Annotated in this window: 22 protein-coding genes and 1 pseudogene; 8 read left to right on the top strand and 15 right to left on the bottom strand. The window is 71.8% G+C overall.

The annotated features are described in order from the left end of the window. Nucleotides 1-81: 81 nt before the first annotated feature. Nucleotides 82-1,203, top strand: coding sequence for a helix-turn-helix transcriptional regulator (locus BAY60_RS24195; RefSeq protein WP_112283312.1), 1,122 nt, complete (start codon nucleotides 82-84; stop codon nucleotides 1,201-1,203). A gap of 19 nt (nucleotides 1,204-1,222) precedes the next feature. Here the strand turns inward: BAY60_RS24195 and BAY60_RS24200 are convergent, their stop codons facing one another. From BAY60_RS24200 to BAY60_RS24225, 6 genes are all read right to left on the bottom strand, one after another. Beyond that, on the bottom strand, nucleotides 1,223-2,164 hold the full coding sequence (locus BAY60_RS24200; RefSeq protein ID WP_245992777.1) for an ABC transporter permease: 942 nt from the start codon (nucleotides 2,162-2,164) through the stop codon (nucleotides 1,223-1,225). Beyond that, nucleotides 2,161-3,123, bottom strand: a complete 963-nt coding sequence (locus BAY60_RS24205; RefSeq protein ID WP_112283313.1) for an ABC transporter permease — start codon at nucleotides 3,121-3,123, stop codon at nucleotides 2,161-2,163. Before BAY60_RS24205 ends, BAY60_RS24200 begins: the two co-directional genes overlap by 4 nt. After that, the gene (locus tag BAY60_RS24210) at nucleotides 3,120-4,151 is read right to left on the bottom strand and encodes an ABC transporter ATP-binding protein (protein WP_112283314.1); all 1,032 of its coding nucleotides are present in this window, start codon (nucleotides 4,149-4,151) and stop codon (nucleotides 3,120-3,122) included. Before BAY60_RS24210 ends, BAY60_RS24205 begins: the two co-directional genes overlap by 4 nt. Then, nucleotides 4,141-5,238, bottom strand: coding sequence for an ABC transporter ATP-binding protein (locus tag BAY60_RS24215; RefSeq protein WP_170160526.1), 1,098 nt, complete (start codon nucleotides 5,236-5,238; stop codon nucleotides 4,141-4,143). Before BAY60_RS24215 ends, BAY60_RS24210 begins: the two co-directional genes overlap by 11 nt. Before the next feature lie 68 nt (nucleotides 5,239-5,306). Next, nucleotides 5,307-6,908, bottom strand: coding sequence for an ABC transporter substrate-binding protein (locus tag BAY60_RS24220; RefSeq protein WP_170160527.1), 1,602 nt, complete (start codon nucleotides 6,906-6,908; stop codon nucleotides 5,307-5,309). 469 nt (nucleotides 6,909-7,377) lie between these two features. After that, nucleotides 7,378-8,013 carry a LysE family translocator gene (locus BAY60_RS24225; protein ID WP_112283316.1) on the bottom strand — a complete coding sequence of 212 codons (636 nt, stop codon included), beginning with the start codon at nucleotides 8,011-8,013 and terminating at the stop codon, nucleotides 7,378-7,380. Nucleotides 8,014-8,143: 130 nt separating this feature from the next. On the opposite strand from BAY60_RS24225, the pseudogene BAY60_RS38050 reads away from it, so the two are divergent. Continuing rightward, nucleotides 8,144-8,479: pseudogene (locus BAY60_RS38050) on the top strand (AraC family ligand binding domain-containing protein); the annotation flags it as partial. 79 nt (nucleotides 8,480-8,558) lie between these two features. Further along, complete coding sequence (locus BAY60_RS38055) at nucleotides 8,559-8,939, top strand: helix-turn-helix transcriptional regulator (protein WP_245992778.1); 381 nt, start codon at nucleotides 8,559-8,561, stop codon at nucleotides 8,937-8,939. A 112-nt stretch (nucleotides 8,940-9,051) separates the two neighbouring features. On the opposite strand, the gene BAY60_RS24235 is transcribed toward BAY60_RS38055, so the two are convergent. From BAY60_RS24235 to BAY60_RS24255, 5 genes are read right to left on the bottom strand one after another with little or no spacing between them, the layout of a single operon-like run. Continuing rightward, on the bottom strand, nucleotides 9,052-9,795 hold the full coding sequence (locus tag BAY60_RS24235) for an SDR family NAD(P)-dependent oxidoreductase (protein ID WP_112283317.1): 744 nt from the start codon (nucleotides 9,793-9,795) through the stop codon (nucleotides 9,052-9,054). Further along, nucleotides 9,792-10,685, bottom strand: a complete 894-nt coding sequence (locus tag BAY60_RS24240; protein ID WP_211330435.1) for an NAD(P)-dependent oxidoreductase — start codon at nucleotides 10,683-10,685, stop codon at nucleotides 9,792-9,794. Before BAY60_RS24240 ends, BAY60_RS24235 begins: the two co-directional genes overlap by 4 nt. Before the next feature lie 30 nt (nucleotides 10,686-10,715). Continuing rightward, nucleotides 10,716-11,825, bottom strand: a complete 1,110-nt coding sequence (gene arsB / locus BAY60_RS24245; RefSeq protein ID WP_281272758.1) for an ACR3 family arsenite efflux transporter — start codon at nucleotides 11,823-11,825, stop codon at nucleotides 10,716-10,718. After that, on the bottom strand, nucleotides 11,816-12,133 hold the full coding sequence (locus tag BAY60_RS24250; protein ID WP_245992804.1) for an ArsR/SmtB family transcription factor: 318 nt from the start codon (nucleotides 12,131-12,133) through the stop codon (nucleotides 11,816-11,818). The genes arsB and BAY60_RS24250 overlap by 10 nt, the downstream gene beginning before the upstream one ends. 59 nt (nucleotides 12,134-12,192) lie before the next feature. Next, nucleotides 12,193-13,449 carry a flavin-dependent oxidoreductase gene (locus BAY60_RS24255; protein WP_112283319.1) on the bottom strand — a complete coding sequence of 419 codons (1,257 nt, stop codon included), beginning with the start codon at nucleotides 13,447-13,449 and terminating at the stop codon, nucleotides 12,193-12,195. A gap of 128 nt (nucleotides 13,450-13,577) precedes the next feature. Between BAY60_RS24255 and BAY60_RS24260 the strand changes: the two genes are divergently transcribed. Together BAY60_RS24260 and BAY60_RS24265 are read left to right on the top strand one after the other, a co-directional pair. Continuing rightward, the gene (locus BAY60_RS24260) at nucleotides 13,578-15,071 is read left to right on the top strand and encodes an amidase (RefSeq protein WP_112283320.1); all 1,494 of its coding nucleotides are present in this window, start codon (nucleotides 13,578-13,580) and stop codon (nucleotides 15,069-15,071) included. A gap of 156 nt (nucleotides 15,072-15,227) precedes the next feature. After that, nucleotides 15,228-16,565, top strand: coding sequence for an MFS transporter (locus tag BAY60_RS24265; protein WP_112283321.1), 1,338 nt, complete (start codon nucleotides 15,228-15,230; stop codon nucleotides 16,563-16,565). A gap of 28 nt (nucleotides 16,566-16,593) precedes the next feature. On the opposite strand, the gene BAY60_RS24270 is transcribed toward BAY60_RS24265, so the two are convergent. The 3 genes from BAY60_RS24270 to BAY60_RS24280 are packed head-to-tail and all read right to left on the bottom strand — an operon-like array spanning nucleotide 16,594 to nucleotide 19,023. After that, a complete protein-coding gene (locus BAY60_RS24270) occupies nucleotides 16,594-17,097 on the bottom strand; it encodes a Pycsar system effector family protein (RefSeq protein ID WP_112283322.1) in 504 nt (167 codons plus the stop codon). A gap of 27 nt (nucleotides 17,098-17,124) precedes the next feature. Further along, nucleotides 17,125-17,814 carry a hypothetical protein gene (locus tag BAY60_RS24275; RefSeq protein ID WP_112283323.1) on the bottom strand — a complete coding sequence of 230 codons (690 nt, stop codon included), beginning with the start codon at nucleotides 17,812-17,814 and terminating at the stop codon, nucleotides 17,125-17,127. 60 nt (nucleotides 17,815-17,874) lie between these two features. Next, complete coding sequence (locus BAY60_RS24280) at nucleotides 17,875-19,023, bottom strand: glycosyltransferase (protein WP_112283324.1); 1,149 nt, start codon at nucleotides 19,021-19,023, stop codon at nucleotides 17,875-17,877. Nucleotides 19,024-19,152: 129 nt separating this feature from the next. On the opposite strand from BAY60_RS24280, the gene BAY60_RS24285 reads away from it, so the two are divergent. The 3 genes from BAY60_RS24285 to BAY60_RS24295 all read left to right on the top strand — a co-directional run bounded on the left by BAY60_RS24285 (nucleotide 19,153) and on the right by BAY60_RS24295 (nucleotide 22,477). Further along, nucleotides 19,153-19,527, top strand: coding sequence for a hypothetical protein (locus BAY60_RS24285; RefSeq protein ID WP_112283325.1), 375 nt, complete (start codon nucleotides 19,153-19,155; stop codon nucleotides 19,525-19,527). A 324-nt stretch (nucleotides 19,528-19,851) separates the two neighbouring features. Next, complete coding sequence (locus BAY60_RS24290; protein ID WP_170160528.1) at nucleotides 19,852-21,519, top strand: hydrogenase maturation protein; 1,668 nt, start codon at nucleotides 19,852-19,854, stop codon at nucleotides 21,517-21,519. A gap of 52 nt (nucleotides 21,520-21,571) precedes the next feature. Next, the gene (locus BAY60_RS24295; RefSeq protein WP_112283327.1) at nucleotides 21,572-22,477 is read left to right on the top strand and encodes an aldo/keto reductase family oxidoreductase; all 906 of its coding nucleotides are present in this window, start codon (nucleotides 21,572-21,574) and stop codon (nucleotides 22,475-22,477) included. A gap of 6 nt (nucleotides 22,478-22,483) precedes the next feature. Here the strand turns inward: BAY60_RS24295 and BAY60_RS24300 are convergent, their stop codons facing one another. Beyond that, nucleotides 22,484-23,815: a YjiH family protein gene (locus BAY60_RS24300; protein WP_112283328.1), complete on the bottom strand. Its 1,332-nt coding sequence runs from the start codon at nucleotides 23,813-23,815 to the stop codon at nucleotides 22,484-22,486. Nucleotides 23,816-23,851 lie beyond the last annotated feature (36 nt).

Raw genomic sequence — 23,851 nt, forward strand, 5'->3', positions numbered from 1 at the left:
GTCCAGCATGAGAGCGCACGCGGCGGGCCGGAATCCCAGATTCCTGGGATGCAGGCGCGGTGCCCGGCGTACGCTCGGCGCGTGGGCAACGGGGCCGCGGCGCAGGCACGCGTTCGCGACGACATCGTGCGGCTTGTGCACCGGGGGCTGCCGGTGCCGGAGTTCGCGCGCGCGGTCGGCGACGCCCTCGGCAGGGCCGTGCCCGCCGAGGGCACCTGCCTGATGACGATCGATCCGGCGACGATGCTGCCCACCGCGGAGTTCGTCGAGAACGGCCTGCCTTCGGCCGCGATGCTGCGGCTCGTCGAGATCGAGGTGCGTGAGCCGGACTTCAACAAGTGGGCCCACCTGGCTCGCGGGCGGCAGCTTGCGGCCAGCCTGAGCGAGGTCACCGAGGGCGAGCTCGACCGCAGCCTGCGCCACCGGGAGATCCGCGGGCCGGGTGGCTTCGCGGACGAGCTGCGGGTGACCCTCACGGGCGGAACCGGCACCTGGGGCGTGCTGACCGTGTTCCGGGAGGCCAGGCGCCCGCACTTCTCCCCCGCCGACGTGCGGTTCCTGGCGGAGACATCCGGACTGATCGCCGAGGGACTACGGCGCAACCTGCTGCTCGACTGCGCCCGGGCCGGCGACGACGAGGCCGGGCTGCTGGTGCTCGACGCCGACGACGGCATCAACATGGCCAACCAGGCGGCGGATCGGTGGCTCGCCGAGCTGGGCACCGGTGGCCGAGCGGGTGCCCGGCTGCCGCTGGTGGTTCCCGCCGTGGCCCGCCAGGCCCGCGCCCTGTCCGGCCCGGCGACGGACGCGGCGGCCGGGGCGGCCGGATCCCGGCAGGCCAGGGCAAGGGTGCGCACCCGGACCGGTCAGTGGCTGGTCGTGCGCGGTTCGCTGCTGGGCGAGGGCCCGGACGCCCCGGTCGCGGTGCTGCTCGAAGCGGCTCGCCGGGCGGAGCTGGCGCCCCTGCTGGCCGATGCCTACGGCCTCACCGGCAGCGAGCGCCGGGTCACCGAGCTGGTGGCGCAGGGGTTGTCCACCACGCAGATCGCGGGCAGGTTGCGGGTGTCCTCCTACACCGTGCAGGACCATCTCAAGTCCGTTTTCGCCAAGTCCGGCACCGGTTCCCGCGGCGACCTGGTCGCCCGGCTGTTCTTCGACCACTACGCCGCCGCCCTCACCTCCGAGTCCGGACCGGGCTCCTGATCGCCCGGCCCGGTGGCGTTCAGCGGTGCAGGCGCGGGTCGAGGAAGTCGCGCAGCGCGTCGCCGAGCAGGTTGAACGCGAACACCGCCAGCGACAGCACCACCCCGGGCGCGATCACCATCCACGGCGCCATCTCCACGTACCGCACGCCCTCGGAGAGCATCAGGCCCCACGACGGGGTCGGCGGCGGTGTGCCGATGCCGAGGAAGCTCAGCGCCGACTCGGCGATGATCACTCCCGCGAACAGCAGCGAGGCCATCGTCAGCAGCGGCGCCATCATGTTCGGCAGCACGTGCCGGGTCATGATCCGCAGTGCGCCCGCACCCGTGGCTCTGGCGGCCTCGATGTAGGGCTCCTCCTTGATGCGCAGGGTCTCCGCACGGGCCACGCGGTTGAACGACGGCGTGATGACGATGACCAGCGCGATGATCGTGCCGTGGATGGACGGCGTCAGCACCACGGCCATGAACAGCAACAGCACCAGCGGCGGCACCGACTGGATGGTGTCCATGACCCGCTGGATGAGCAGGTCCCTCGTCCTGCCGAGGTAGCCGGACACGACGCCGAACACGGTGCCGAGGACGAGGCTGATCGCCGTCGTCAGCACCGCGATGAGCATCGAGGATCGTGCGCCGTAGATGAGCCTGCTCAGCACGTCGCGCCCCAGGTCGTCGGTGCCGAGCAGAAACTGCGCCGACGGTCCCTCCGTGATCCTGGTGCGGTTCTGCAGCAGGGGATCGTGCGGCGCCACCAGCGGGGCAAAGACGGCGACGAGCACGACGAGCGCGATGAGCACGAGACTGACCGCGCCCAGCGGCTCGGTGCGCAGGAACCGGGTGAACCCGGCCCGCCATTCGGCCAGGCTCCTCCGCCGCGCCGGCGGTGCGGCGGCCGGGCGGTCCGGCGGCTCCGGGGACGCCTGTCCGTCGTGCCGGGCGCCCGTGCTGACGTCGCTGCTCATGTGCCTGCCTCCCGTGCGGCGCGGATCCGCGGGTCGATGAGGGCGTACAGAACGTCGATGATGATCATCGTGATCACGAACAGCCCGGCGTAGAAGATGGTGCAGGCGATCACGACGGGATAGTCGCGATCCAGCACCGACTGGTAGATGAGCTGGCCGGTGCCGGGCAGCGAGAACATCTGTTCCAGGATCACCGTGCCGCCCAGGATCGTGCCGAGGTTGACGCCCAGCAGCGTGAGCACCGAGATCACCGAGTTGCGCAGTGCGTGCTTGTACAGCACCAGGCGCTCGGAGGCGCCCTTCGCCCGCACGGTGCGGATGAACTGCGACCCGAGGTTCTCCAGCAGCGACGACCGGGTCATCCGGGTGGTGCCTGCCACGGCCGAGGTGCCGAGCGCGATCGCGGGCAGTGCCATCTGCTGGGCCCACGACGCGAAGTCCTCGGTCGGTCCGACGTAGACGAACGGGGGCGACCACGCGAACCACAGGCCCAGAACGGTCAGCAACAGCAGGCCCACGACGTAGTTGGGCACCGAGAGCCCGGCCACCGCGACGCCGCGGATCGCGGAGTCGCTCCTGGTTCCGCGGCGCACGGCGGCGAGGATGCCGAGCGCCACGCCGAGGGCCGTGCCCACGGCGAGGGCGAGGCCGCCGAGCTGCAGCGTCACCGGGATGCGGTCGAGGAACAGCTGCATCACCGGCTCGTCGGTGTAGAACGAGCGACCGAAGTCGCCCTGCAGTGCGCCGCCGAGGAAGCTGAACAGCTGCTCGTGCACCGGCCGGTCGATCCCGAGCTCGGCCCGCAGCTCGGCGGCCTGCTCCTCGGAGGCGCCCGTGTCGGCGAGCATGAGGTCGACCGCGTCGCTCGGGATGAACGTCATGGCGACGAACACGAACACGGTGACCAGGAACAGCACGATGAGCCCGTAGCCGAGCCTGCGCACGACGTACCGGATCACGACGGACCTCCCTCACTCGTGTCGTCGAGCAGGTGGCAGGCCGCCGCCCGCCCGGTGGCGGGACTGGTCCGCAACCGGGGCGCCTCCGCCGTGCACCGCTCGAACGCGAACGGGCAGCGGGTGTGGAAGCGGCACCCGCTCGGGGGTGCGCTGGGACTGGGCACCTCGCCTCGTGCCACGGCCCGGTCCTTCGCCTTGGCCGTGGCCGGGTCGTGGCCCGGGATGGCCGCCAGCAGCAGTTGCGTGTACGGGTGCCGCGGGTCGGCGAACACGGCGTCGCTGTCGCCGCGTTCCACGATCTCCCCCATGTACATGACGCACAGCTCGTCGGCCATGTAGCGCACGACGTTGAGGTCGTGGGCGATGAACAGATAGGACAGTCCGAGCTCGCGCTGCAGCCGCTTCAGCAGGTTCAGAATCTGCGCCTGCACCGACACGTCGAGCGCGGAGACCGACTCGTCGCAGAAGATCACGTCCGGGTTCGTGGCCAGCGCCCTGGCGATGCCGATGCGCTGCGCCTGCCCGCCGGAGAACTGGTGCGGGAACCGGTACAGATCGCGGCCGGAGAGGCCGACCGTCTCCAGCAGCTCCGTCACGCGCGCCGTGCGCGCCCTGCCCCGTGAGACTCCGTGCACCTCCAGCGGCTCGCCCACGATGTCGAACACCGTCATGCGCGGGTTCAGCGAGCCGTACGGATCCTGGAACACCATCTGCATCCGGCTGCGCAGCGCCTTGAGCTCCCGGCCGCGTGTGGCCAGCAGATCCGCGCCGTCGAAGAGCACCTGTCCCGATGTCGGTTCGACGAGCCGGTTGGCCAGTCGCGCCGTGGTCGACTTGCCCGATCCGGACTCGCCGACCAGACCCACCGTGCGGCCGCGCGGGATGCGGAACGACACGCCGTCGACGGCGCGCACGACACCGGCGCCCCTGCCGAACGCTCCCCTCCGGACCGGGTAGTGCTTGACCAGGTCGCGCACTTCGAGGATGGGCGTCTCCTGCCCCGTCTCCACGGTCGGCTCAGCTGACACCTGTGGCTCCTGACTGGATCGAGCCCGCACCGTGGCGGGCGGAGCGGTCGGCACTGCCGGTGCTCTCGGTGCTCTCGGTGCTGTCGGTGCTCTCGGCGGGCAGCAGCCCGCCGTCCGGTTGCAGGTGCAGCCAGCATCGGCTGTCCCGCTGCCCCGGCAGCGCGGCCAGTGGCGGCTCCTCGCGCACACACCGGTCGAGGACCCGCGGGCAGCGCGGGTGGAACCGGCAGCCGGACGGCGTGTCCAGCAGGCTCGGCACCGATCCGCGGATGGCGGGCATGAGCGTGTCCCGGCTGATGTCCGGGCTCGGGATCGAGCGCAGCAGCGCGAGCGTGTACGGGTTCTGCGGCTCGCGCAGCACCTGCTCCACGGTGCCCTGCTCTACGACCTTGCCCGCGTACATCACCACGACACGGTCGGCCATCTCGGCGACGACGCCCATGTCGTGGGTGATGAACAGCAGTGCGGTGCCGTGGTCGGCCTGCAGGGTCCGCATCAGCCGCAGAATCTGGGCCTCCACCGTCACGTCGAGGGCGGTGGTGGGCTCGTCGGCGATGAGCAGCGCCGGGTTGCAGGACAGGGCGATCGCGATCACGACACGCTGCTGCTGCCCGCCGGAGAGCTCGTGCGGGTACGAGCGGGCCCGCCGCTCCGGGTCGGGCAGGCCCACCTCCCTCAGCAACTCGACGGCGCGAGCCCTGGCCTCGGCCGCGGAGACGTCGCGATGGATGCGGATCGCCTCGGCGACCTGGTTGCCCACCGTGTAGAGCGGATCGAGCGCGGCCATCGGGTTCTGGAAGACCATCGCGATCTCCTCGCCCCGGATCTGGCGCATCCGCCTCGGCTCGGCGGCGGTGAGATCCTCACCGCGAAACCGGATCGACCCGGACTCGATGCTGCCCGAGTTCAGCAATCCCATCACGGACAGTGCCGTGACGCTCTTGCCGGAGCCCGACTCGCCCACGATCGCGACGGTCTCGCCCTCGGCCACGGTGAACGACATGTCACTGACCGCCTCGACACGCCCGTGGCGGGTCGGGAACCGGACGCGCAGGTTGCTGACCTCGAGCAGCGGTGACCCATGCACGCTGGCTTCCTCCTCTGGAGTCTGTCCGGACAAACGCACCGGACGGAAGGGAGATCGCTGGGTGAGTGCTACTCGGTGACCCACACGTCGGCGTAGGTGCGGCCGCGGTAGATCGGCGACTGGTGGTAGTTCTGCACCCGGCCACTCGCCACCCAGTACTGGTAGTACTGGATCGGCAGGATCGACGCGGCGATCTCGGTCTCCATGTGTTCCTGGAAGTCGCGGTACAGCTCGTTGCGTGCCTTGTCGTCGAGGGTCCGGCGCGACTCGGCGATCAGCCTGTCGACCTTCGGATCGCTGATGGCCGCGTAGTTCTCGGCGGAGCCGGTGCGGTAGTCCTGGATCGTCTGGTCCGGGAAGATGACGGCCCTGGCGGCCTTGCTGAGCCCGAACTGGTGGTTGCGGCGGCGGTCGATGGCGGTGCCCGGGTCGAGAATCTGGATCTCGGCGTCGATGCCGACCTTCTTCAGGTCGGCCACGATCCACTCGCCCTCGCGGACGTCGGCGTCGCTGAGCTGCTGCACCAGCAGGGTCGTCGAGAAACCGTTCGGGTAGCCGGCCTCGGCGAGCAGCTCGCGGGCCCGCTGCGGATCGTACGGCCGCAGCTGTTTCACCTCGTTGCCGGTGAGCGCCGCATCGCTGATCTCCGGACGCAGCAACGAGGTGTAGTTGAACTTGCCGCGAGTGGTCTTGCCCATGCCCTCCCAGTCGACGGCCATCATCACGGCGCGGCGCACGCGGACGTCGTCGAACGGCTTCTGGGTGGTGTTGATGTCGAAGCTCACGAAGTTGGACGGCTGTTCGATGACGGAGTAGTCCTCGTTGCCGCGGAAGGTGTTGTCCACCACGTCGTAGGGCTGGCCGCCGATGTCGAGCCTGCCGCTGCGCAGAGCGGCGGTGACGGCCGCCGAGTCGCTGATGATCGGCATCCGGATCTCGTCGAGGTAGGGCTTGCCCTCCTCGTAGTAGTCCGGGTTGCGTTTGAGCACCCATTCCACGTCGGGCCGGTGGCTGTCCACCATGAACGGCCCCGTGCCGATCGCCTTCTTCGCCATGTCGAACTCGCCCTCGACACCCTCGCGGGGCAGGATGACGTTGAAGTGATGCGCCATGTACTCGAGGAACGGTGCGTACGGGTGGCGCAGCGTGAACACGACGCGGTGGTCGCCGTCGGCCTTGATGCTTTCGATGGGCTCGGCCATCCACTTGTGCGTGGAGTCGCTCTCCTTGAGCCCCTCGAACGTCGCCACGACGTCGTCCGCGGTGAACGGCCTTCCGTTGACCGGCGCGATGTTCTGCCATGTGACGTCGTCGCGCAGGGTGAACGTGTAGGTCAGGCCGTCCTCGGAGACCTCCCAGTCGGTGGCCAGGTCGGGGATGAGTTCGACCCCGTCGACGCCCTCGCTGACCTTCAGATCCACCAGCTTGCTGTACACCGTGCCGGACAGGATCTGCATCAGGGACGGGTCGTCGCTGACGAGGAAGTTGATGCCCCGGCTGGGCTCGAACGGCTGCTGGACGATGATGCTGCCGCCCTGACGTGGCTGGCCAGGAGCGCCCCCGCCCGAGTCGGCGTCGCCGCCGCCGCAGCTCGCGAGAAGCAGGCCGGCGCAGAGCAACGCGGTCACCCGCGACAACGCCTTGGTCCGCGGCACACTCCATTGTGGCATTTGAGGACTCACTCTCCTATCCCCGGAATACATCGCACTGGGTCCGTTTGCGGGGAACGTGGTTGAGGATGTGGTGAGAACCACCATGCGCCAACGAATGCGAGCGCGCAGCAAGCGGGCCAACCTTCGTTACCATACCGTGACAATCAGTTCCGCACACTATCCTAAGTAGACTGGATGAGTGTGTTTGCCTTGGCCAGAGCCGACACGACGGACGTCGAGCTTCCCGGCGTCCGGTCGTCCCTTGACGCCCGAGTCTTTTGACGTAGCGCTACCACGACGTTGAGGCGCGGTTTTCATGTCACGGAAAATCGCTCGACCCGGAAACCGGAATGGTTCATGCTGGCAGTTCTGTGTCCGATACAGTTCACAAAGGACACCGAATTGACCGCGCTAGTCCTGCGTTCAGGCCCGCGAGTCCTGCGTTCAGACCCGCGAGTTCTGCACTCGGGTCGCCGATCCCCTGCGGTCAGCCGAACAGCCCCGCCGCGAGCGGTACGGTCGAGGCGAGCAGGACCACCGCGAGGGCTACGTTGACCGCCCGCGAAACGCGAGGCCGGCGCAACGCGCTCGCCATCGAGGCTCCCAGCGCCGCCCAGCCGAGGTGGATGACCACGACCATCCCGGTGAGCACCAGGGTCTTGACCACGGCCTCCAGAGCCACGCCGGGCAGGCCGAGCCGCTGCGAGGCGAACAGCGTGCCGAGCGCCGCGTAGGCCTTCGGGTTCGACACGCCCAGCACCAGGCCGTGCAGCCACGTCGGCGGCGTGCCGTGCCCGGCGGCGTCCGAGCTGGGCGGTGGCGCCGTCGCGATCTTCCACGCGAGCCACCCCAGATAGGCGATCGACAGCACCAGCAGCACGGGACCGAGCCGCGGCTCGGCCAGCAGGACCGAGGCCAGCCCGGCCGCGACCACCACCAGGGCCACCGTCGTGCCCGCCATGCTGCCCAGCAGGTAGGGCATCGACCGGCGCAGACCGAACGCCGTCGCCGTCGCCGTGGCACCCACCGTGGCCGGCCCGGGGCTGCCCATCACGACGAGCGCCCCGGCCACCAGGGACAGGTAGGGCCCTGCGCCCGCGGGTTCGACGGCGGCGGCCAGCATCGTGGAGCGTCCTTCGTGACTGCGGCGGGGTACTGTCTCGCTTATGCGGCCGAACCTAGACCCCGCCGGGGGTGGCGGTCTTGAACCGTTGTGCGGCCGGACCACCCGGTCACCGTCGGCGGGCACGCGCATGCGGTTCGGCACGGGCGCGGCAGGCATCGAGCGGCTCGAGGCGGCGTTGCGCGGCGACGCGTTCGCCACACATCGGCACGACACCTACGCCATCGGCATCACGGTGCGCGGCGTGCAGACGTTCCGCTACCGAGGCCGGCAGCGGCACTGTCTGCCCGGCGAGTGGCACGTGCTCCACCCCGACGAGCCGCACGACGGCGCACCCGGCACCGACGACGGATTCAGCTACCGCATCCTCTACCTCGACCCGGCGCTCATCCAGGACGCGCTCGGCGGGCGGCCGCTGCCGTTCGTGGCGGAGCCGGTGGTGCCCGCCGCCGAGCTCGGCTCCCCGCTCGGTGACTACCTCGCCGACCTCGACACGCAGCTGGACGAGCTGGAGGCCGCCGGAGATCGCGGCCACCATCGCCGAGGTGCTCACTCGCCACGCCGACACCCGCACCTCCGGGCGGCCCAGTGTGGACCTGGATGCGATGACGCGGGTGCGTTCCGTGTTGCTGGACGACCCCGCCACCGTCCATCGCGTCGAGGACCTGGAGCGCGTCGCCGGACTGGACCGCTGGACGATCGCCCGGCAGTTCCGCGCGGCGTTCGGGACCAGCCCCACCCGGTTCCGCACCATGCGCAGGCTCGACCAGGCCCGGACACTCATGCGTGCCGGGCACCCGCTGAGTGAGGTGGCCGTGCTGGCCGGATTCGCCGACCAGAGCCACCTGACCCGGATGTTCAAACGGGCCTACGGGCTGACACCGGCCGCCTGGACCACCGCCATCGGCGTGGATCGCGGGGCCTAGCGATTGCCGCGCATCCCCACCCCGGTGGCGAGCCGAAGGGCACCCTGGGTACTCGATCCGTACCGAGGGTCACCTTGGGCGCGGATCCGCCGGTCAGGTCACGGCCCACCCGTCAGAGGCCGCCCGCGACGCTCAGCACCGCGCCCGTGACGTAAGAGGCGTCGTCCGAAAGCAGCCACGCCACCGCGCCTGCGATCTCGGACGGCTCGCCGGGCCGCCCGAGCGGCACTTTCGCGGCGACGCGCTGCGCCCGGCCTGGCTCACCTGCCCTGGCGTGGATCGTGGTGTCGGTGGTGCCCGGCGACACGGCGTTGACCCGGATGCCCGCCGGGCCGAGCTCCTTGGCCAGCCCGACGGTCAGCGTCTCCACGCCGGCCTTCGCGGCCGCGTAGGCGATGTACTCGCCCGGCGAACCCGTGCGGGCGGCGACCGAGGAGATGTTCACGATCGCGCGGTCGCCGGCCGCGTGCTCGCCGGTGGTCCAGCGCCGGGCGGCCTCGCGGCACAGGCGGGTCGGCGCCACCAGGTTGACGTCCACGACCGCGCGCAGATCCTCGTCGGTCAGCGCGGTGAACGGGCCGATCGGCCCGGTGATCCCCGCGTTGTTCACCACCGCGGTCACCGCGCCCTGGGCCTGCGCCAGGTCGAACAGCCGCGCCGGTGCATCGTGGTCGGTGACGTCGAGCCGGGCGGCCACCGCGGTGTGCCCGCGCGCCGCGGCGTCGCGTTCCACGTCGGCGGCCTCGGCGCCGGAACCGGAATGGGTGAACACCACCGCGAAGCCGTCCCCGCACAGCCGTTCCACGGTCCGGCGGCCGATACCCCGCGAGCCGCCGGTCACGATCGCCACTCTCACCCGAGCTCCTTGGTGCGCGCCTCGATGGCCCTGATCACGGCGGCCATGTCGGCGCCGCCATGGCCGAGACCCACGGTCTCGCCGTAGAGAGCATGGCAGACGTCCAGCAGCGGCGAGGCGACCCCGGCCTCCCGGGCGGCCTCGGCGATGAGCCGGTTGTTCTTGAACACGTCCGTGATCGAGGCCTGCACGGCGAAGTCACCGGCCACCAGCTTGCCCGCCTTGGTGCGCGAGACGGCCGACGCCATCGGACCCGCGTCGAGAATGCCCTCCAGCGCGGCAAGGTCGAGCCCGTGCCGCTCGGCGAAGTGAAACGCCTCGGTGAGCCCGGTGACCATGGTGATCAGGAACAGGTTGACCGCGAACTTCATCAGCAACGCGCCCGGCACGGCACCACAGTCGAACACCGCCGAGCACATCGGCGCGAGCAACGGGCGCACCCGCGCGCGATCCTCGTCGCGGCCCGCCAGCATGGCCACCAGCTGCCCCTCCTCGGCGGGACCGCGGGAGCCGGACACCGGCGCCTCCACGTACGCGCCGCCCGCCGCCGTGATGTCCGCGCCGAGGCCCCGCGAGTACCCGGCGGGAACCGTGCCCATGTGCACCACCGTGCGGCCCCGCACCCGCGTGGCGAACTCCGGCGTGCCCCGCGCGAGCACCGCGTCCACGGCGGGCTCGTCGGCGAGCATCAGCACCACCACGTCGCAGCCGGCGAACAGCTCGCCAGGCCCGGCCGCCCGCTCGGCGCCCTCCGCGACCACCGGGTCGCACCGCCGCGGCGTCCGGTTCCACACGACGAGCGGTGTCCCCGCACGCACCAGGTTGAGCGCCATCGGCAGGCCCATCACGCCCAGCCCGGCGAACCCGAGCCGCACCGAATCCGTATCCATCGCCCTCCTCACGATCACCGTGAGGAGGTTCTAGCGGCGGCGGGACGGAGCGGTCTTGAACGGTTGTGCGGACCACCGCCGGCGCAGCCACAGGCTCACGTAGACCAGGCCGACGAGCACCGGAACCTCGATGAGCGGGCCCACCACCCCGGCCAGCGCCTGCCCGGACGTCACGCCGAACACGCCGATGGCCACGGCGATGGCGAGCTCGAAGTTGTTGCCCGCCGCGGTGAACGCGAGCGTGGTGGTGCGGGCGTAGCCGAGCCCGGCCGCCCTGCCGAGCGCGTACGAGCCCGCCCACATGACCGTGAAGTAGGCCAGCAGCGGCAGGGCGATGCGGGCCACGTCCAGCGGGCGGGAGGTGATCGTCTCGCCCTGCAACGCGAACAGCACGACGATCGTGAACAGCAGCCCGTACAGCGCGACCGGCCCGATGCGCGGCAGGAACCGGTTCTCGTACCAGTCCCGGCCCCTCGCGCGCTCGCCGAGCCGGCGCGAGGCGTACCCCGCCGCCAGCGGAATGCCGAGGAAGATCACCACGCTCAGCGCGATCTCCCACGCCGAGAAGCTCACCGAGGTCGTGTCCAGGCCGAGCCAGCCCGGCAGCAGCTCGAGGTAGAACCAGCCCAGCACGCCGAACATCAGCACCTGGAACACCGAGTTCAGCGCCACCAGCACCGCGGCGGCCTCGCGATCGCCGCAGGCAAGGTCGTTCCAGATGATGACCATGGCGATGCAGCGCGCCAGGCCGACGATGATCAGCCCGGTCCGGTACTCCGGCAGGTCCGGCAACATCAGCCACGCCAGGGCGAACATCAGCGCGGGGCCGAAAACCCAGTTCAGCACCAGCGACAGCACCATCGTCCGCCGGTCGCGGGTCACGGTGTCCAGCCGGTCGTAGCGGACCTTCGCCAGCACCGGGTACATCATCAGCAGCAGGCCCAGCGCGATCGGCAACGACACCTGGCCGACCTTCACGGCCTCCAGCACGCCCTGCAGCCCCGGCACGACACTGCCCAGCAGCAGGCCGGCCCCCATCGCGGCGATGATCCACACCGGCAGGAACCGGTCCAGAAAGGACAAGCGGTGCAGGACGTCGGACTCCGCGGGCTCCGTTCCGGCGGTCTGCGTCACGGGCACGGCCTCCGCTCCTGCGCGCCCGCATCGGCGACGTCGGCGAGCTCGGTGAGCGTCGTCGCCAGCGCCCGCAGCACCTGCGGCCGCAGCCGGTAGTAGGTGTAGCGGCCCGCGGGCTCGCTCACCACCAGATCGGCCTCCCGCAACAGCTTCAGGTGGTTCGACACGTTCGTCTGGCTCGCGCCCGTCTCCTCCACGAGGTGACAGGTGCACAGGGACTCCTTGGCGAGCAGACCCACGATCCGGGCGCGGAGCGGGTCCGCCAGCAGGCGGAGCACCTCCGTCGGCAACACATCAACCGGCGCTGACATCACGCGGCGATGATACATCAGGCGGCGCTGATGTCAGCCGCCCGCTCCCCCGGCCGGGTTCAGACCGGCGCCTGCCCGTTCACCTGTTGCTGCGACGACCCGGCGACCTGGGCGTACGCGGCGACCGCCGCCTCCAGCTCCGCGCGGCTGATGACGTCCTCGATGCGGGTGAAGCCACCGGGCGCCCGGCGTTCCACCTCGTCGATCACCGTCTCCGGGCCGCCCTCGCGGTTGCGCAGCACCACGGCACTCGTGGCAGGCAGCCGCTCCGCCTCGTAGGCCCGCAGCGCCACACTCGGGTCGGCCTCCGCCGCGAGGTGGCGGCTCAGGCTGGAGGCGTCCAGGATCGCCTGGCCCGCACCGTTGGAACCCATCGGATACATCGGATGCGCGGCGTCACCGAGCACCGTCACCCGGCCCCGGCTCCAGTACGGCAACGGGTCGCGGTCGCACATCGGGAACTCGAAGCACTCCCGCGTGGCCCGGATCAGCCCGGTGTGGTCGAGCAGGGGCATCCCGAACCGCGCGGCGAGCCGCGTCACGTCGGCCGGATCGGCGAGCCGCGCCCAGTCCTGCCTGCTGGGCGGTGGCGTGCCGTCCTGCCCGGTCATCAGGCACACCGCCCAGTTGGTGAGGTTGGTGCCCTCGGCCCGGCCCTTCGCGATCGGGTAGACGACGAGCTTGGCCGCCGTACCGCCCGCGATGACCATCGACCGCCCGGTGCCGAACTCCGGCCACTCGGCGGCACCGCGCCACATCTGCACGCCGTTCCAGCGGGGCGCACCCTCCTCCGGGAACAGGGTGGCGCGCACCGTGGAGTGGATGCCGTCGGCACCCACCAGCACGGCGCACCGCACCGGGTCCCGTGCCGCTCCCTCCGGATCGGCGAAACGCGCCGACACGCCGTGCTCGCCGGCGTCGAAACCCGTCAGCCGGTGCCCTGCCTGCACGGCGTCCGCGCCGAGCCGCTCGCGCACCGCGCGCAGCAGCACCGCCTGGAAGCGGCCGCGGTGCAGGCTGATCTGCGGCAGGCGGAACCCCGCGTCCAGACCACACGGCCTGCGCATGATTTCCTGCCCCAGCCGGTTGGTGTAGACGAGCTCGCGGGTGCGGATGCCCGCCGCGGCAAGCTCGTCCAGCAGTCCCAGCTCCGCCAGTTCCCGCACCGCGTGCGGCAGCGCGTTGATACCCACGCCCAGCTCGCGGATCTCGTCGGCCTGCTCGTACACCGCGCAGTCGATGCCCTCGTGGTGCAGGCGCAGCGCCGTGGTCAGACCACCGATTCCCGCACCGACGATGACGACTCTTCCGTCCATCCCCGGCCCTCCCACCCAGTCAGGGTCAGAATGGCGAAGAATGTCCGGGCCCGCCAGCCCCCGGCAGGCCCCTGCGCGCCGGTGGGGGCCAGGATTGACGTCCAGACCTGGGATCCGGGAGGAGCGCCGTGGACGCGAAGGAGTACGCCGCGCTGGACGCCGTGGCGATGGCCGCCCTGGTGACGGACGGCGAGGTCACGCCGGCCGAGCTGCTGGCCGCCGCCAGCCGGAGGGCCGACGCGGTCAACCCGGCCATCAACGCGGTCGTCCGCAGGCTGGACGACGCGGCCGACGAACGGGCCCGCGCCGCGCCGAGCGGGCCGTTCGCCGGTGTGCCGTTCCTGCTCAAGGACCTCTACCAGTGCCAGGAAGGCATGCTCAGCTCGGCGGGCTGCCGCGCGCTGGCGGACTGGACCGCGGACGAGACCGACACGAGCGTGCGGCGCTGGCTCGATGCAGGACTGGTCGTGTTCGGGCGCACCAACACCCCGGAATTCGGCGGCAAGGCCGTCACGGAACCGGAACTGTTCGGCCCGGCCCGCAACCCGTGGAATCTGGCCCGCACACCGGGCGGCTCGTCCGGCGGCGCCGCGGCGGCGGTGGCCGCGGGCATCGTCCCGGTGGCGGCCGCCAGCGACGGCGGCGGCTCCATCCGCATCCCGGCCGCGTGCTGCGGCCTGTTCGGCCTCAAGCCCGGTCGCGGTGTGGTGCCGTCCGGCCCGGCCAGGGGCGAGGGCATGCACGGGGCCGTCACCGACGGCGTGATCTCCCGCTCGGTGCGCGACACCGCCGCGATGCTCGACGTGCTGCGCGGCGCCGACCCGGACGCACCCTACGCCCCGGCGGAACACCCCGGCTCCTACCGCGACGAGGCAGGCCGCCCGCCGGGCCGCCTGCGGATCGGCGTCCACACCGGCTCGCGCCTGAACCCGCGGCCCCACCCGGAGGCCGTCGCCGCCGTGGACGACGCCGTGGCGCTGCTGACCGACCTGGGCCACGAGGTCGAGCCCGTCGACCCCGGCTACGACGACGCCCAGCTGGCGAGCGACTTCCTCCTGGTGTGGTTCGTCCACATCGCCGCCGAGGTCGAGCGTGCGAAGGCGCTGTCGGGCCGTGGCACCGGTGTCGAGCTCGACTCGCGCGTCATGGCGGCCATCGGCAGGGCGACCAGCGCGACCGAGCACGAGGCCGCGCTGCAACGCAGGCACCGCTACGTCCGGGCGCTCAGCGCGCTGCATCGCCGCTACGACCTGCTGCTCACGCCGACCATCGCGCGACCGGCGCCGCGCCTGGGTGAACTCGATCTCCCCGCCGGTGAACGCCTCGCCGCCGAGGCGATGCTGGCGGCGCGCGCGGGCAGGCTGCTGGGCAGGCTGGGCCGCGTGCGGCAGGCCGTGCTGAAGAACCTCGCCTGGGTGCCCTACACCCAGCTGGCCAATCTCACCGGACGGCCCGCGGCCAGCGTGCCGCTGTACTGGACGCCCGACGGGCTGCCGCTGGGCGTGCAGTTCGTCGCCCCGCTCGGCGGCGAGGCGCTGCTGCTGCGGCTGGCCGCGCAGCTGGAGCAGGCACGCCCGTGGTTCGACCGCCGCCCGGCCGAGCCCTTCGGCAACGCCGGATGACGGGGTGGCGACAGCGACATTTGACGTAGGCGGAACGGGTTGTTGCCACCATGACGCGCGACGGCACGCCTGTTTCCATCGCAGGGACCGGCGCGGCAGGCGTGCCCGACCTCGGTGCGCGCAGGCCGCCAGCTGACGTCCAAAGGAGTACGCAGGATGGCTTCGTCGCGAGCTGGCAGTGCCCCGTCGAAACGGGGGATCTTCGCCGCGAGCTTCATCGGCACGTCGATCGAGTGGTACGACTACTACATTTTCGGCACCGCCGCGGCACTGGTGTTCGGCTCGCTGTTCTTCCCGGAGTTCTCGTCCACGGCGGGCACGCTGGCGGCGTTCACCACGTTCGCCGTCGGGTTCATCGCCCGGCCGCTCGGTGCGGCGGTGATCGGCCACTTCGGCGACCGCATCGGCCGCAAGTCGATGCTCGTGCTCACCCTGTTGCTGACCGGCGGGACGACCTTCGCGATCGGTGTGCTGCCGACCTACGCGGCCATCGGCGTCGCCGCGCCGGTCCTGCTGATGCTGTTGCGCCTGCTGCAGGGTTTCGGTGTCGGTGGCGAGTGGGGCGGCGCCGTGCTCATCGCCACCGAGCACGCGTCCCGGCGCAGGCGCGCGATCTACGGCAGCTTCGCCCAGTTCGGTGTCCCGGTCGGGGTGCTGACGTCGAACCTGGCCTTCCTCGCCGTCTCCGGCATGTCGGACGAGGCGTTCCTGGAGTTCGGCTGGCGCATCCCGTTCCTGCTGAGCATCGTGCTCGTGGCCGTCGGCATCATCGTGCGCAGCAGGCTGCGGGACGCGCCCGAGTTCGAGCAGGCCAAGAAGGACAAGGCGCTCAGCAAGGTCCCGATCGTCGAGCTGTTCAAGCGCCAGCCGCGCAACCTGGTGCTCGCGAGCCTCACCTCGATCGCGCCGCCCGCCGTCGGCTACACGGTGATCGTGTACATGCTGACCTACGGCACCACCGTGATCGGCTTCGACCGCACCACCCTGCTGACCCTGATCCTCACGTCCACCGTGCTGTGGATCGCGACGATCGCGTTCTCGGCCGTGCTCGCCGACCGGTTCGGCGCGAAGCGGATCTACGCCATCGGCGCGTTCACGGCCGTCGTCTGGCCACTGCCGATGTTCGCCCTGGTGAACACGGGCGACACCGGGCTGGCGCTGCTGGCGTTCGTCGTGGCGGCGATCGTGCAGGGCATCATGGCCGGCGCCCAGGGCGCCCTGCTCAGCGAGATCTTCTCCGTGCAGGTGCGCTACAGCGGCATCTCCATCGCCTACCAGCTCGGCGGCATGGTCGGCGGCGCGGTGACGCCGATCGCGGCCACCGCGCTGTACGGCGCCTACGGCTCGTCGACGCCGATCGCCCTGTACGTCACCGGCCTGTGCCTGCTCAGCTTCGCGGCCGTGTTCGGGCTGCGGGCCGTCGGCTCGGCCGACGGCGCCCCGGCGCCGGAGGGTGCGCGGGCGACCGTCCGCGAAGCGGGGCCGGTGGACTGAGCCGGGCTCGACCGGAGTCCGGCGCCGGTCAGGCGGTCGCCGCGGCCAGCACCGCCGCGGCGACCGCGACGAGCACGGCCGCCCCGACGAGCTGGGTCGCCGTGCGGAGCAGCCCGAACTTCACGGCGCCGACGCGGGCGATCACCAGCAGCCGCTCGCGGTGCCAGCGGACGGGATCCTCGGCCGCCCGCACGAAGTGTCGCTGCAGGTCGGCGTCGCTCATCCGCGCGTAGGTGGCGAAGCCGCTGCCCCGCAGCCGCGGTCGGACGTTCCAGAGCAACAGCAGCAGCGCGGCGGTGAGCAGGCCGAGCGCCGCCCAGAACGCGGCCGTCGCAGGCGGCGAGGTGTCCGATCGGGGCAGCACGGCGACCCCCGCGGTCACGATGGGGCTCAGCACGGCCAGCAGGATGCTCGTCTTCGTCTCGGTGCGCGCCAGCGCGGCGTCTCCCCTGGCCACCTCGTCGGCGAGCAACTCCGCCAGGTCGCTGTCGGCTGGGGCGGGCTCGCGGCGATCGCCTTCCGATGCGGTCATGGCCGCATCCTGCCTGACCCGCCCCGGTCAGTAGGTGCTGCCTCCCGACCGCCGGGCTCGCGCCAGCGGCGGCCCGAAACGCTCGCGCACCGCCTGCCACGCGTCGGCGATCTCCTGCCGTTCGGGTTCGACGGCCTCCGGGTCGGCGCGGTCGCCCTGGAACGACAGCAGCGTCTGCACCACGCGGCCCACCACGTCGGGATGGCCGAGCGGCACGGGCGGCCCCACCCGCACCGCGGGATCACTGTCGCGGTGGACGAAGCACTCCACCCGCACCCCACCGGACAGCAGCCGCTTGCGGCTCGCCGCCGTGGTGCGGTCCCACCAGTCGGCGACCGAGGCGTAGTCGTCGGGGCGCGGCCCGGCGGGATCGGCGGGAGCCGGATCGACGGCCACGACGCTGCGCACCCGGTCGGCGTGGTCGAGCGCCAAGGCCAGGGCGGGCTCGGCCGCCGTGCCGGAGGCGACCAGATGCGCCCGCTGCCCGAGCTCGGCCAGGATGTCGGCCACCGACGGTTCGTCGCCGTGCTCGGCGGGCAGCCTGCACCAGCCGATCCGCACGTGCTCGGCGAGCGGCCGCCATGTGGCGGGCAGCTCGTTGTGCTTGGCCTCGCCCGCCGGGTCGAGCACGAGAATCACCGGCGCGTCCTGCGGTCCCTGCCAGACCACCGGCGGTCCCGCTCCGCGCACCTCATCGTCTCGCAGTTCTTCCGCCATGGGGCAGGCGTACCCACCGCGCGGCGGCGCGACACCCGGCGCGCGGCGTGCACGCCGCGTTCAGCGCGACCCGGAGTAGCTGCGGCCCTTCCAGCTCGCGCCGGAGCCCGCGTGGTGCCTGCGGGCGGAGTCCAGGGTCATCAGCACATACAGCAGCGCCGTTGCGGGCAGCAGGAGCGCGGCAGGCACGGGCCTGCCGTAGTGGCGCAGCGTCGGCGCGAACGTCCCGGCCATGAGCAGCCACGCGACCGCACCGAGGCCGAGCAGCACCGCGTCGCCCGTGACGGCACCGGCGACCGTGACGGCCGGAGGCGCCAGGAACACCACCGCGAGCCCGAGCACGGTACCGGCCAGCAGCACCGGCGAGTGACGCAACTGGGTGTAGGCGCTGCGCGCGACCATCGCCCACAGATCGGCCAGCCCGGGGTAGGCGCGCACGCTGCGCACCGTGTCCGCCAGCCCCAGCCAGATCCGGCCGCCCGCACGCTTGACCAGCCGCGCGAGCGCGACGTCGTCGATCACGGCGCCGCGGATGGCCTCGAACCCGCCTGCCCTCGCCAGGACCTCACGGCGCACCAGCACGCAGCCGCCCGCGGCGGCCGCCGTCCTCGCCGAGGGCCGGTTGACCCGGCGGAACGGGTACAGCAGCGCGAAGAAGTACACGAACGCGGGCACGATGATCCGCTCCCAGCGGGTCTCGGTTCGCAATGTCGCCATCTGCGACACCAGGTCGTGGCCCCCGGTCGCGGCCGCGACGAGGGTGGCCAGCGAGCGGGGGCCGTGGGCGATGTCGGCGTCGGTGAGCAGCAGGTAGCCGTCCTCCCCCGCCTCGGCGACACCGTGGGCCACGGCCCACGGTTTGCCCGCCCAGCCGGGTGGCGGCGGGCCCGGTGAGACGACGGTCAGCGGCAGCCCGCCGGTCGTGCCGGCCAGCCGCCGGGCCAGCTCGCCGGTGCCGTCGGTGCTGCCGTCGTCCACGACGATCACCCTCGCCCGGCCCGGATACTGCTGGGCCAGCAGGGTGGGCAGGGTGGCGGGCAGCGTGGCGGCCTCGTCGCGGGCGGGAACCACGATCGCCACGGACGGCCAGTGCGACGGCTCGACCAGCGCGGGCAGCCGTTGGTCGGTACGCCAGAACCAGCTCCGGCACAGCAGCAGCCACAGCCATGCCGCCACGCTCACCGCGCCCGCCGTCAGCCAGCCGATCACCGCGCGAGCGTGCCACGGCGCCGGTCACGCACGCCAGCACGGGTAGCGGACCCGGAGACCGGGAACCCCCGGATAGCCGGCGCGCACCACCGGATCCTGCCCGGCCGCGACAGCGAAGGATACGCGATCATGACCTGGTTTCCCCGTGTGCTCGGTGTGCTCACCGCCGGATTCGGCACGGCCGTGCTCGTGAGGCCGGCCCTGCTGGCCGGTCCCGTCGAGCTCACCGAGCGCGACGGCACCGTCTCACCGGGCGTGGCGGCGCTGACGCGCGCCCTGGCCTGCCGCGACATCGCGAGCGGGCTGGCGATGGCCTGCGCCCCGACACCCCGGGTGCTGGCGGCCGGTCTCGCCGTGCGCACCGCCTCCGACGCGGCGGACGCGGCCGTGTTCGGTACCCGCCTGCCGAGCCCGGCGGCGCGGCACAAGGCGGTGCTGGCCGCCGGAAGCTGGGCCGTCCTGTGCGCGCTGAGCGCCCTCTCGCTGCGGAGGCGGCTGTCCTGAGCCGTCCCGGCGGGCGGCCGGGTAATGCGTTCCGTGCGTGACCGGCCACTTGCCCACGGTGATTGTTTCACACGTGACCGGAAACACTCCGCCAGCAATTCGAGAAATGTGCTGACCGTCAGTTCCGGGGAGCGCGCTTTTCTGCGGCCAACCGGGAAGTAGGCGCTGGACCACGTCGCACGCTGTGACCGCATGGTCCGGTCGGAGCAACACAGAGCATTCGGTTGGCCGCATAGGATCACGGGTGGCGTTGGGGTAATTTCTCTAGTCAATTCCCGCACCGCATTTTTCCCGCCCCGAAGCGAAAAACGAGCGGAGGCCCCGTTGAGGATTCTCCTGCTGTGCTCCGCGTTCAACGGCCTCAGCCAGCGAGCGTGGAGCCGGCTCCGCGCTCACGGCCACGACGTCACCGTCCACACCGTCACCGATCCGGGCCTCATCCCCGCCGCCGCGGCCGACGCCGACCCCGACCTCGTCATCTGCCCGTTCCTGCGGCAGCGGGTACCCGACGTGGTGTGGCGCAAGTACCGCACCATCATCATCCACCCCGGCCCGCTCGGCGACCGTGGCCCGTCCTCATTGGACTGGGCCATCATGGATGCCGCGCCGCACTGGGGAGTCACCGCGCTGCAGGCCACCGACGAGCTGGACGCGGGCCCGGTCTGGGGATCCCGCGGGTTCGCCATGCCCGGGCAGCCGCCCCGCAAGAGCGCGCTGTACAACGCCGAGGTCGCCGATGCGGCGATGAGTCTCGTCAGCGAGGTGGTCGCCAAGGCGGAGGATCCCGGGTTCGTGCCCCGGCCGCTGGACTACCGGAGCCCGGACGTCGTGGGCCGGGAGCGCAGGGCTGTCCGGCAGGCAGACCGCGCCTTCGGCTGGGAGGACGACACCGAGCACATCCTGCGCCGCATCCGCGCCGCCGACGGCCGCCCCGGCGTGCACACCACGCTCGCCGGTGTGCCGGTCGCGGTCTTCGACGCCCGGCCCGGCGCGGCCCCGCCCGGCGAACCGGGCACGATCGCGGCGCGCAGGCACGGTGCGGTGCTCGTGCGCACCGGTGACGACGCGCTGTGGATCGGGCACGCCCGCAGGCTCGACCCCACGGGCGGGCCCGCCGTGAAGCTGCCCGCGACGCTGGCTCTGGGCTCCGCCCTCGCCGGCGTGCCCGACGTGGCCGAACCGACGGGTGCGCCCGAGATCGGCTACCGGCGGGCGGGCGAGGTGGGCGTGCTGACCTTCGACTTCTACAACGGGGCCATGTCCACCGCGCAGTGCAGGCGGCTGGTCACCGCATTCCGGCACGCCGCCGCCCAGGACACGAAGGCGATCCTGCTCGCGGGCGGCGAGGTGTTCTCCAACGGCATCCACCTGGGCGTCATCGAGGCGCATCCCCACCCCGCACTGGAGGCGTGGCGCAACCTCAACGCGATCAACGACCTCTGCCGGGAGATCATCGGCTGCACCGGCCAGCTGGTCGTCTCCGCGCTCACCGGAGGCGCGGGCGCGGGCGGGGTCATGCTGGCGCTCGGCGCCGACGCCGTCATCGCGCGCGACGGGATCGTGCTCAACCCGCACTACCGCACGATGGGCCTCTACGGCTCGGAGTACTGGACTTACGTGCTGCCCCGCAGGGTCGGCGAGGCCTCGGCGGGCCTGCTCACCGCACGGTGTGAGCCGGTGCCGGTGATCGAGGCGGCGAGCCTGGGCCTCGTGGACGAGATCGCCGGGGGCGACCGGCAGGGCTTCGCCGAGGCCGCGCTCGACTACGCCACCGGGCTGGCCACCGGCCCGGGGGCGCGCACGCTGCTGGAACGCAAGCAGACGACGAGGGCGGCCGACGAGCAGCGCAGGCCACTGGAGACGTACCGGATCGCCGAGCTGGCGGAGATGAGCCGCGACCTCTTCGACGATCGCCACGGTTTCGCCGCGGCCAGGCGCGCGTTCCTGAGCAACCGGCCCCGCCCGCCACGGCCGGTGCTCGACGCCGCCTGAGCGCGCACGCAGTCCCGGCACCGCTCTGCGCGGGCCGGCCCCGGCGGAGAGGATGGGGGCGAGAACCGACGACCTGGAGAGGACGCCCTCGTTGACCTCGATCACGCCCCCCGCCGGCACGTTCCCCCTCGGCGACCTGACGGTGACGCGCATGGGGTACGGCGCCATGCAGCTGGCGGGCCCGCACGTCTTCGGCCCGCCGGCCGACCGTGACGCGGCCGTCGCCGTGCTGCGGGAGGCGCTCCGGCTGGGCATCAACCACATCGACACGGCCGACTTCTACGGCCCGCACGTCACCAACGAGATCATCAGGGAGGCGCTGCACCCCTATCCGGACGAGCTGCACATCGTCACCAAGGTCGGCGCGCTGCGCGACGCCGAGGGCAACTGGCCGCGTGCGCTGGCGCCCGGCCAGCTGCGCCAGGCCGTGCACGACAACCTCAAGCACCTGGGCCTGGACGTGCTCGACGTGGTGAACCTGCGCGTCGGCGGTTTCGACAGCCCGGAACCCGGCTCGCTCGCCGAGCCGTTCACGGTGCTCGCCGAGCTTCAGCAGGAGGGACTCATCCGCCATCTCGGCCTGAGCACGGTGTCGGCCGAGCAGGTGGCCGAGGCGCAGTCCATCGCGCCGGTGGTCTGCGTGCAGAACCACTACAACGTCGCGCACCGGGTCGACGACCCGCTCATCGACTCCCTCGCCGAGCAGGGCATCGCCTATGTGCCGTACTTCCCGCTCGGCGGCTTCTCCCCGTTGCAGGCTCGCGAGCTGGACGCCGTGGCCGCACGGCTCGGCACCACGCCGATGGCCGTGGCACTGGCCTGGCTGCTGCGGCGCTCACCGAACATCCTGCTGATACCCGGGACGTCGTCGGTGACGCACCTCAGGGACAACGTTGCGGCCGCAGGTCAGTCCATCCCGGACGCGGAGCTGGCCGAACTGGACCGCATCGGGGCGTGACCGGAGTCAGTAGAGCAGCAGCGCCACCGGGGTCACCAGCACGAGCGTGAGCACCACCCGCTGGAACCAGATCACGATCATCTTCGGCACCGAGATCGGGATGTCGGTCGCCACCACGCACGGCACGAGCGCCGAGAAGAAGACGATCTGCGACACCGACACGACGGCCACGATGAACTTCACGGCCGCCGCCGATTCCACCACCAGCAACGCGGGCAGGAACATCTCGGCCACGCCGACCGAGGCGGCCTTGCCGACCAGCAGCGGCTCCGGCGCCTGCACGAGCCAGGCGAACGGGTAGAACAGGTAGCCCAGCCAGTCGAACACCGGCGTGTAGGTCGCCAGCACCAGGCCGAGCAGCCCGATCGAGAGGATCGACGGCAGGATCGCCATCGTCATCAGCAGCCCGGCCCTGGCATTGGCGGCGATGTTGCGGCCCAGCGACGGCGCCGCCGCGACGGTCTGCCTCGCCTCCTGCCAGGCGTGGGCGAACCGCCGCCCGCGGGCGTCCTGCTCCGGTTGCGGCACGGTGCCGTCGAGGTAGCTGTCCGGGACCGCCGACAGCGGCCAGATCCGGACCGTGATCGCCGTGACCGCGAACGTGATCAGCAGCGTCGTCCAGAAGTAGGTGTTCCAGCTGCCCATCAGGTCCAGCGTGGACGCCACGACGACCATGAACGTCGCCGACACCGTCGAGAAGCCGGTCGCGATGATCGCCGCCTCCCTGCCGGTGTACTTGCCCTCGCGGTACACGCGGTTGGTGATCAGCAGGCCAAGCGAGTAGCTGCCGACGAACGAGGCGACGGCATCGATCGCGGAGCGGCCCGGCGTCTTCCACACCGGGCGCATCACCGGCCGCAGCAGCACCCCGACGAACTCCAGCAGGCCGTAGCCCACGAGCAGGGCCAGGAACACGGCACCCACCGGCACCAGCAGCCCGACGGGGATGACGAGCTTGTTCAGCAGGAACGGGCCCATGTCCTCGGCGAACAGCCACGCGGGGCCGATCTCGAACACGAGCATGACGCCCACGGCGAGGCCGACCACCTTGGCGACCGAGAACACGACCGACACGCGCGAGCGGTTCCACGTACCCGAGGCGAACGGGTGCACCGCGCCGGCGAGGATCACGGCCAGGGCCAGGTAGGGCAGCACGTCCGGGAGCGCCGACTCGATGGCGTTCACCAGGTGGTCCAGCACGATGGAGCTCTCGCCGCCCACCGGTATCGGCACGAAGAACACGAACGCGCCGACGAGGCTGTAGACGAAGAACTTCCACATGGGAACGTCGCCGGTGTCCCGGCCCGCCTGCCGACCGTGCCGCTGCTCGACCGCCATGCGCACACCTCCTCGGTGTCCTCGGTGTGAGGCAGC

Source organism: Prauserella muralis (genome assembly GCF_003202285.1).
GTDB classification, from domain to species: domain Bacteria; phylum Actinomycetota; class Actinomycetes; order Mycobacteriales; family Pseudonocardiaceae; genus Prauserella_B; species Prauserella_B muralis.

Excerpts from the sequence above, each read along its gene's own strand:
- BAY60_RS24200 (WP_245992777.1), bottom strand. The coding sequence starts at position 2,164 with ATGAGCAGCGACGTCAGCACGGGCGCCCGGCACGACGGACAGGCGTCC.
- BAY60_RS24220 (WP_170160527.1), bottom strand. The coding sequence starts at position 6,908 with ATGCCACAATGGAGTGTGCCGCGGACCAAGGCGTTGTCGCGGGTGACC.
- BAY60_RS24225 (WP_112283316.1), bottom strand. The coding sequence starts at position 8,013 with ATGCTGGCCGCCGCCGTCGAACCCGCGGGCGCAGGGCCCTACCTGTCC.
- BAY60_RS24240 (WP_211330435.1), bottom strand. The coding sequence starts at position 10,685 with ATGGATACGGATTCGGTGCGGCTCGGGTTCGCCGGGCTGGGCGTGATG.
- BAY60_RS24250 (WP_245992804.1), bottom strand. The coding sequence starts at position 12,133 with ATGTCAGCGCCGGTTGATGTGTTGCCGACGGAGGTGCTCCGCCTGCTG.
- BAY60_RS24255 (WP_112283319.1), bottom strand. The coding sequence starts at position 13,449 with ATGGACGGAAGAGTCGTCATCGTCGGTGCGGGAATCGGTGGTCTGACC.
- BAY60_RS24265 (WP_112283321.1), top strand. The coding sequence starts at position 15,228 with ATGGCTTCGTCGCGAGCTGGCAGTGCCCCGTCGAAACGGGGGATCTTC.
- BAY60_RS24270 (WP_112283322.1), bottom strand. The coding sequence starts at position 17,097 with ATGACCGCATCGGAAGGCGATCGCCGCGAGCCCGCCCCAGCCGACAGC.
- BAY60_RS24275 (WP_112283323.1), bottom strand. The coding sequence starts at position 17,814 with ATGGCGGAAGAACTGCGAGACGATGAGGTGCGCGGAGCGGGACCGCCG.
- BAY60_RS24285 (WP_112283325.1), top strand. The coding sequence starts at position 19,153 with ATGACCTGGTTTCCCCGTGTGCTCGGTGTGCTCACCGCCGGATTCGGC.
- BAY60_RS24295 (WP_112283327.1), top strand. The coding sequence starts at position 21,572 with ATGGGGGCGAGAACCGACGACCTGGAGAGGACGCCCTCGTTGACCTCG.
- BAY60_RS24300 (WP_112283328.1), bottom strand. The coding sequence starts at position 23,815 with ATGGCGGTCGAGCAGCGGCACGGTCGGCAGGCGGGCCGGGACACCGGC.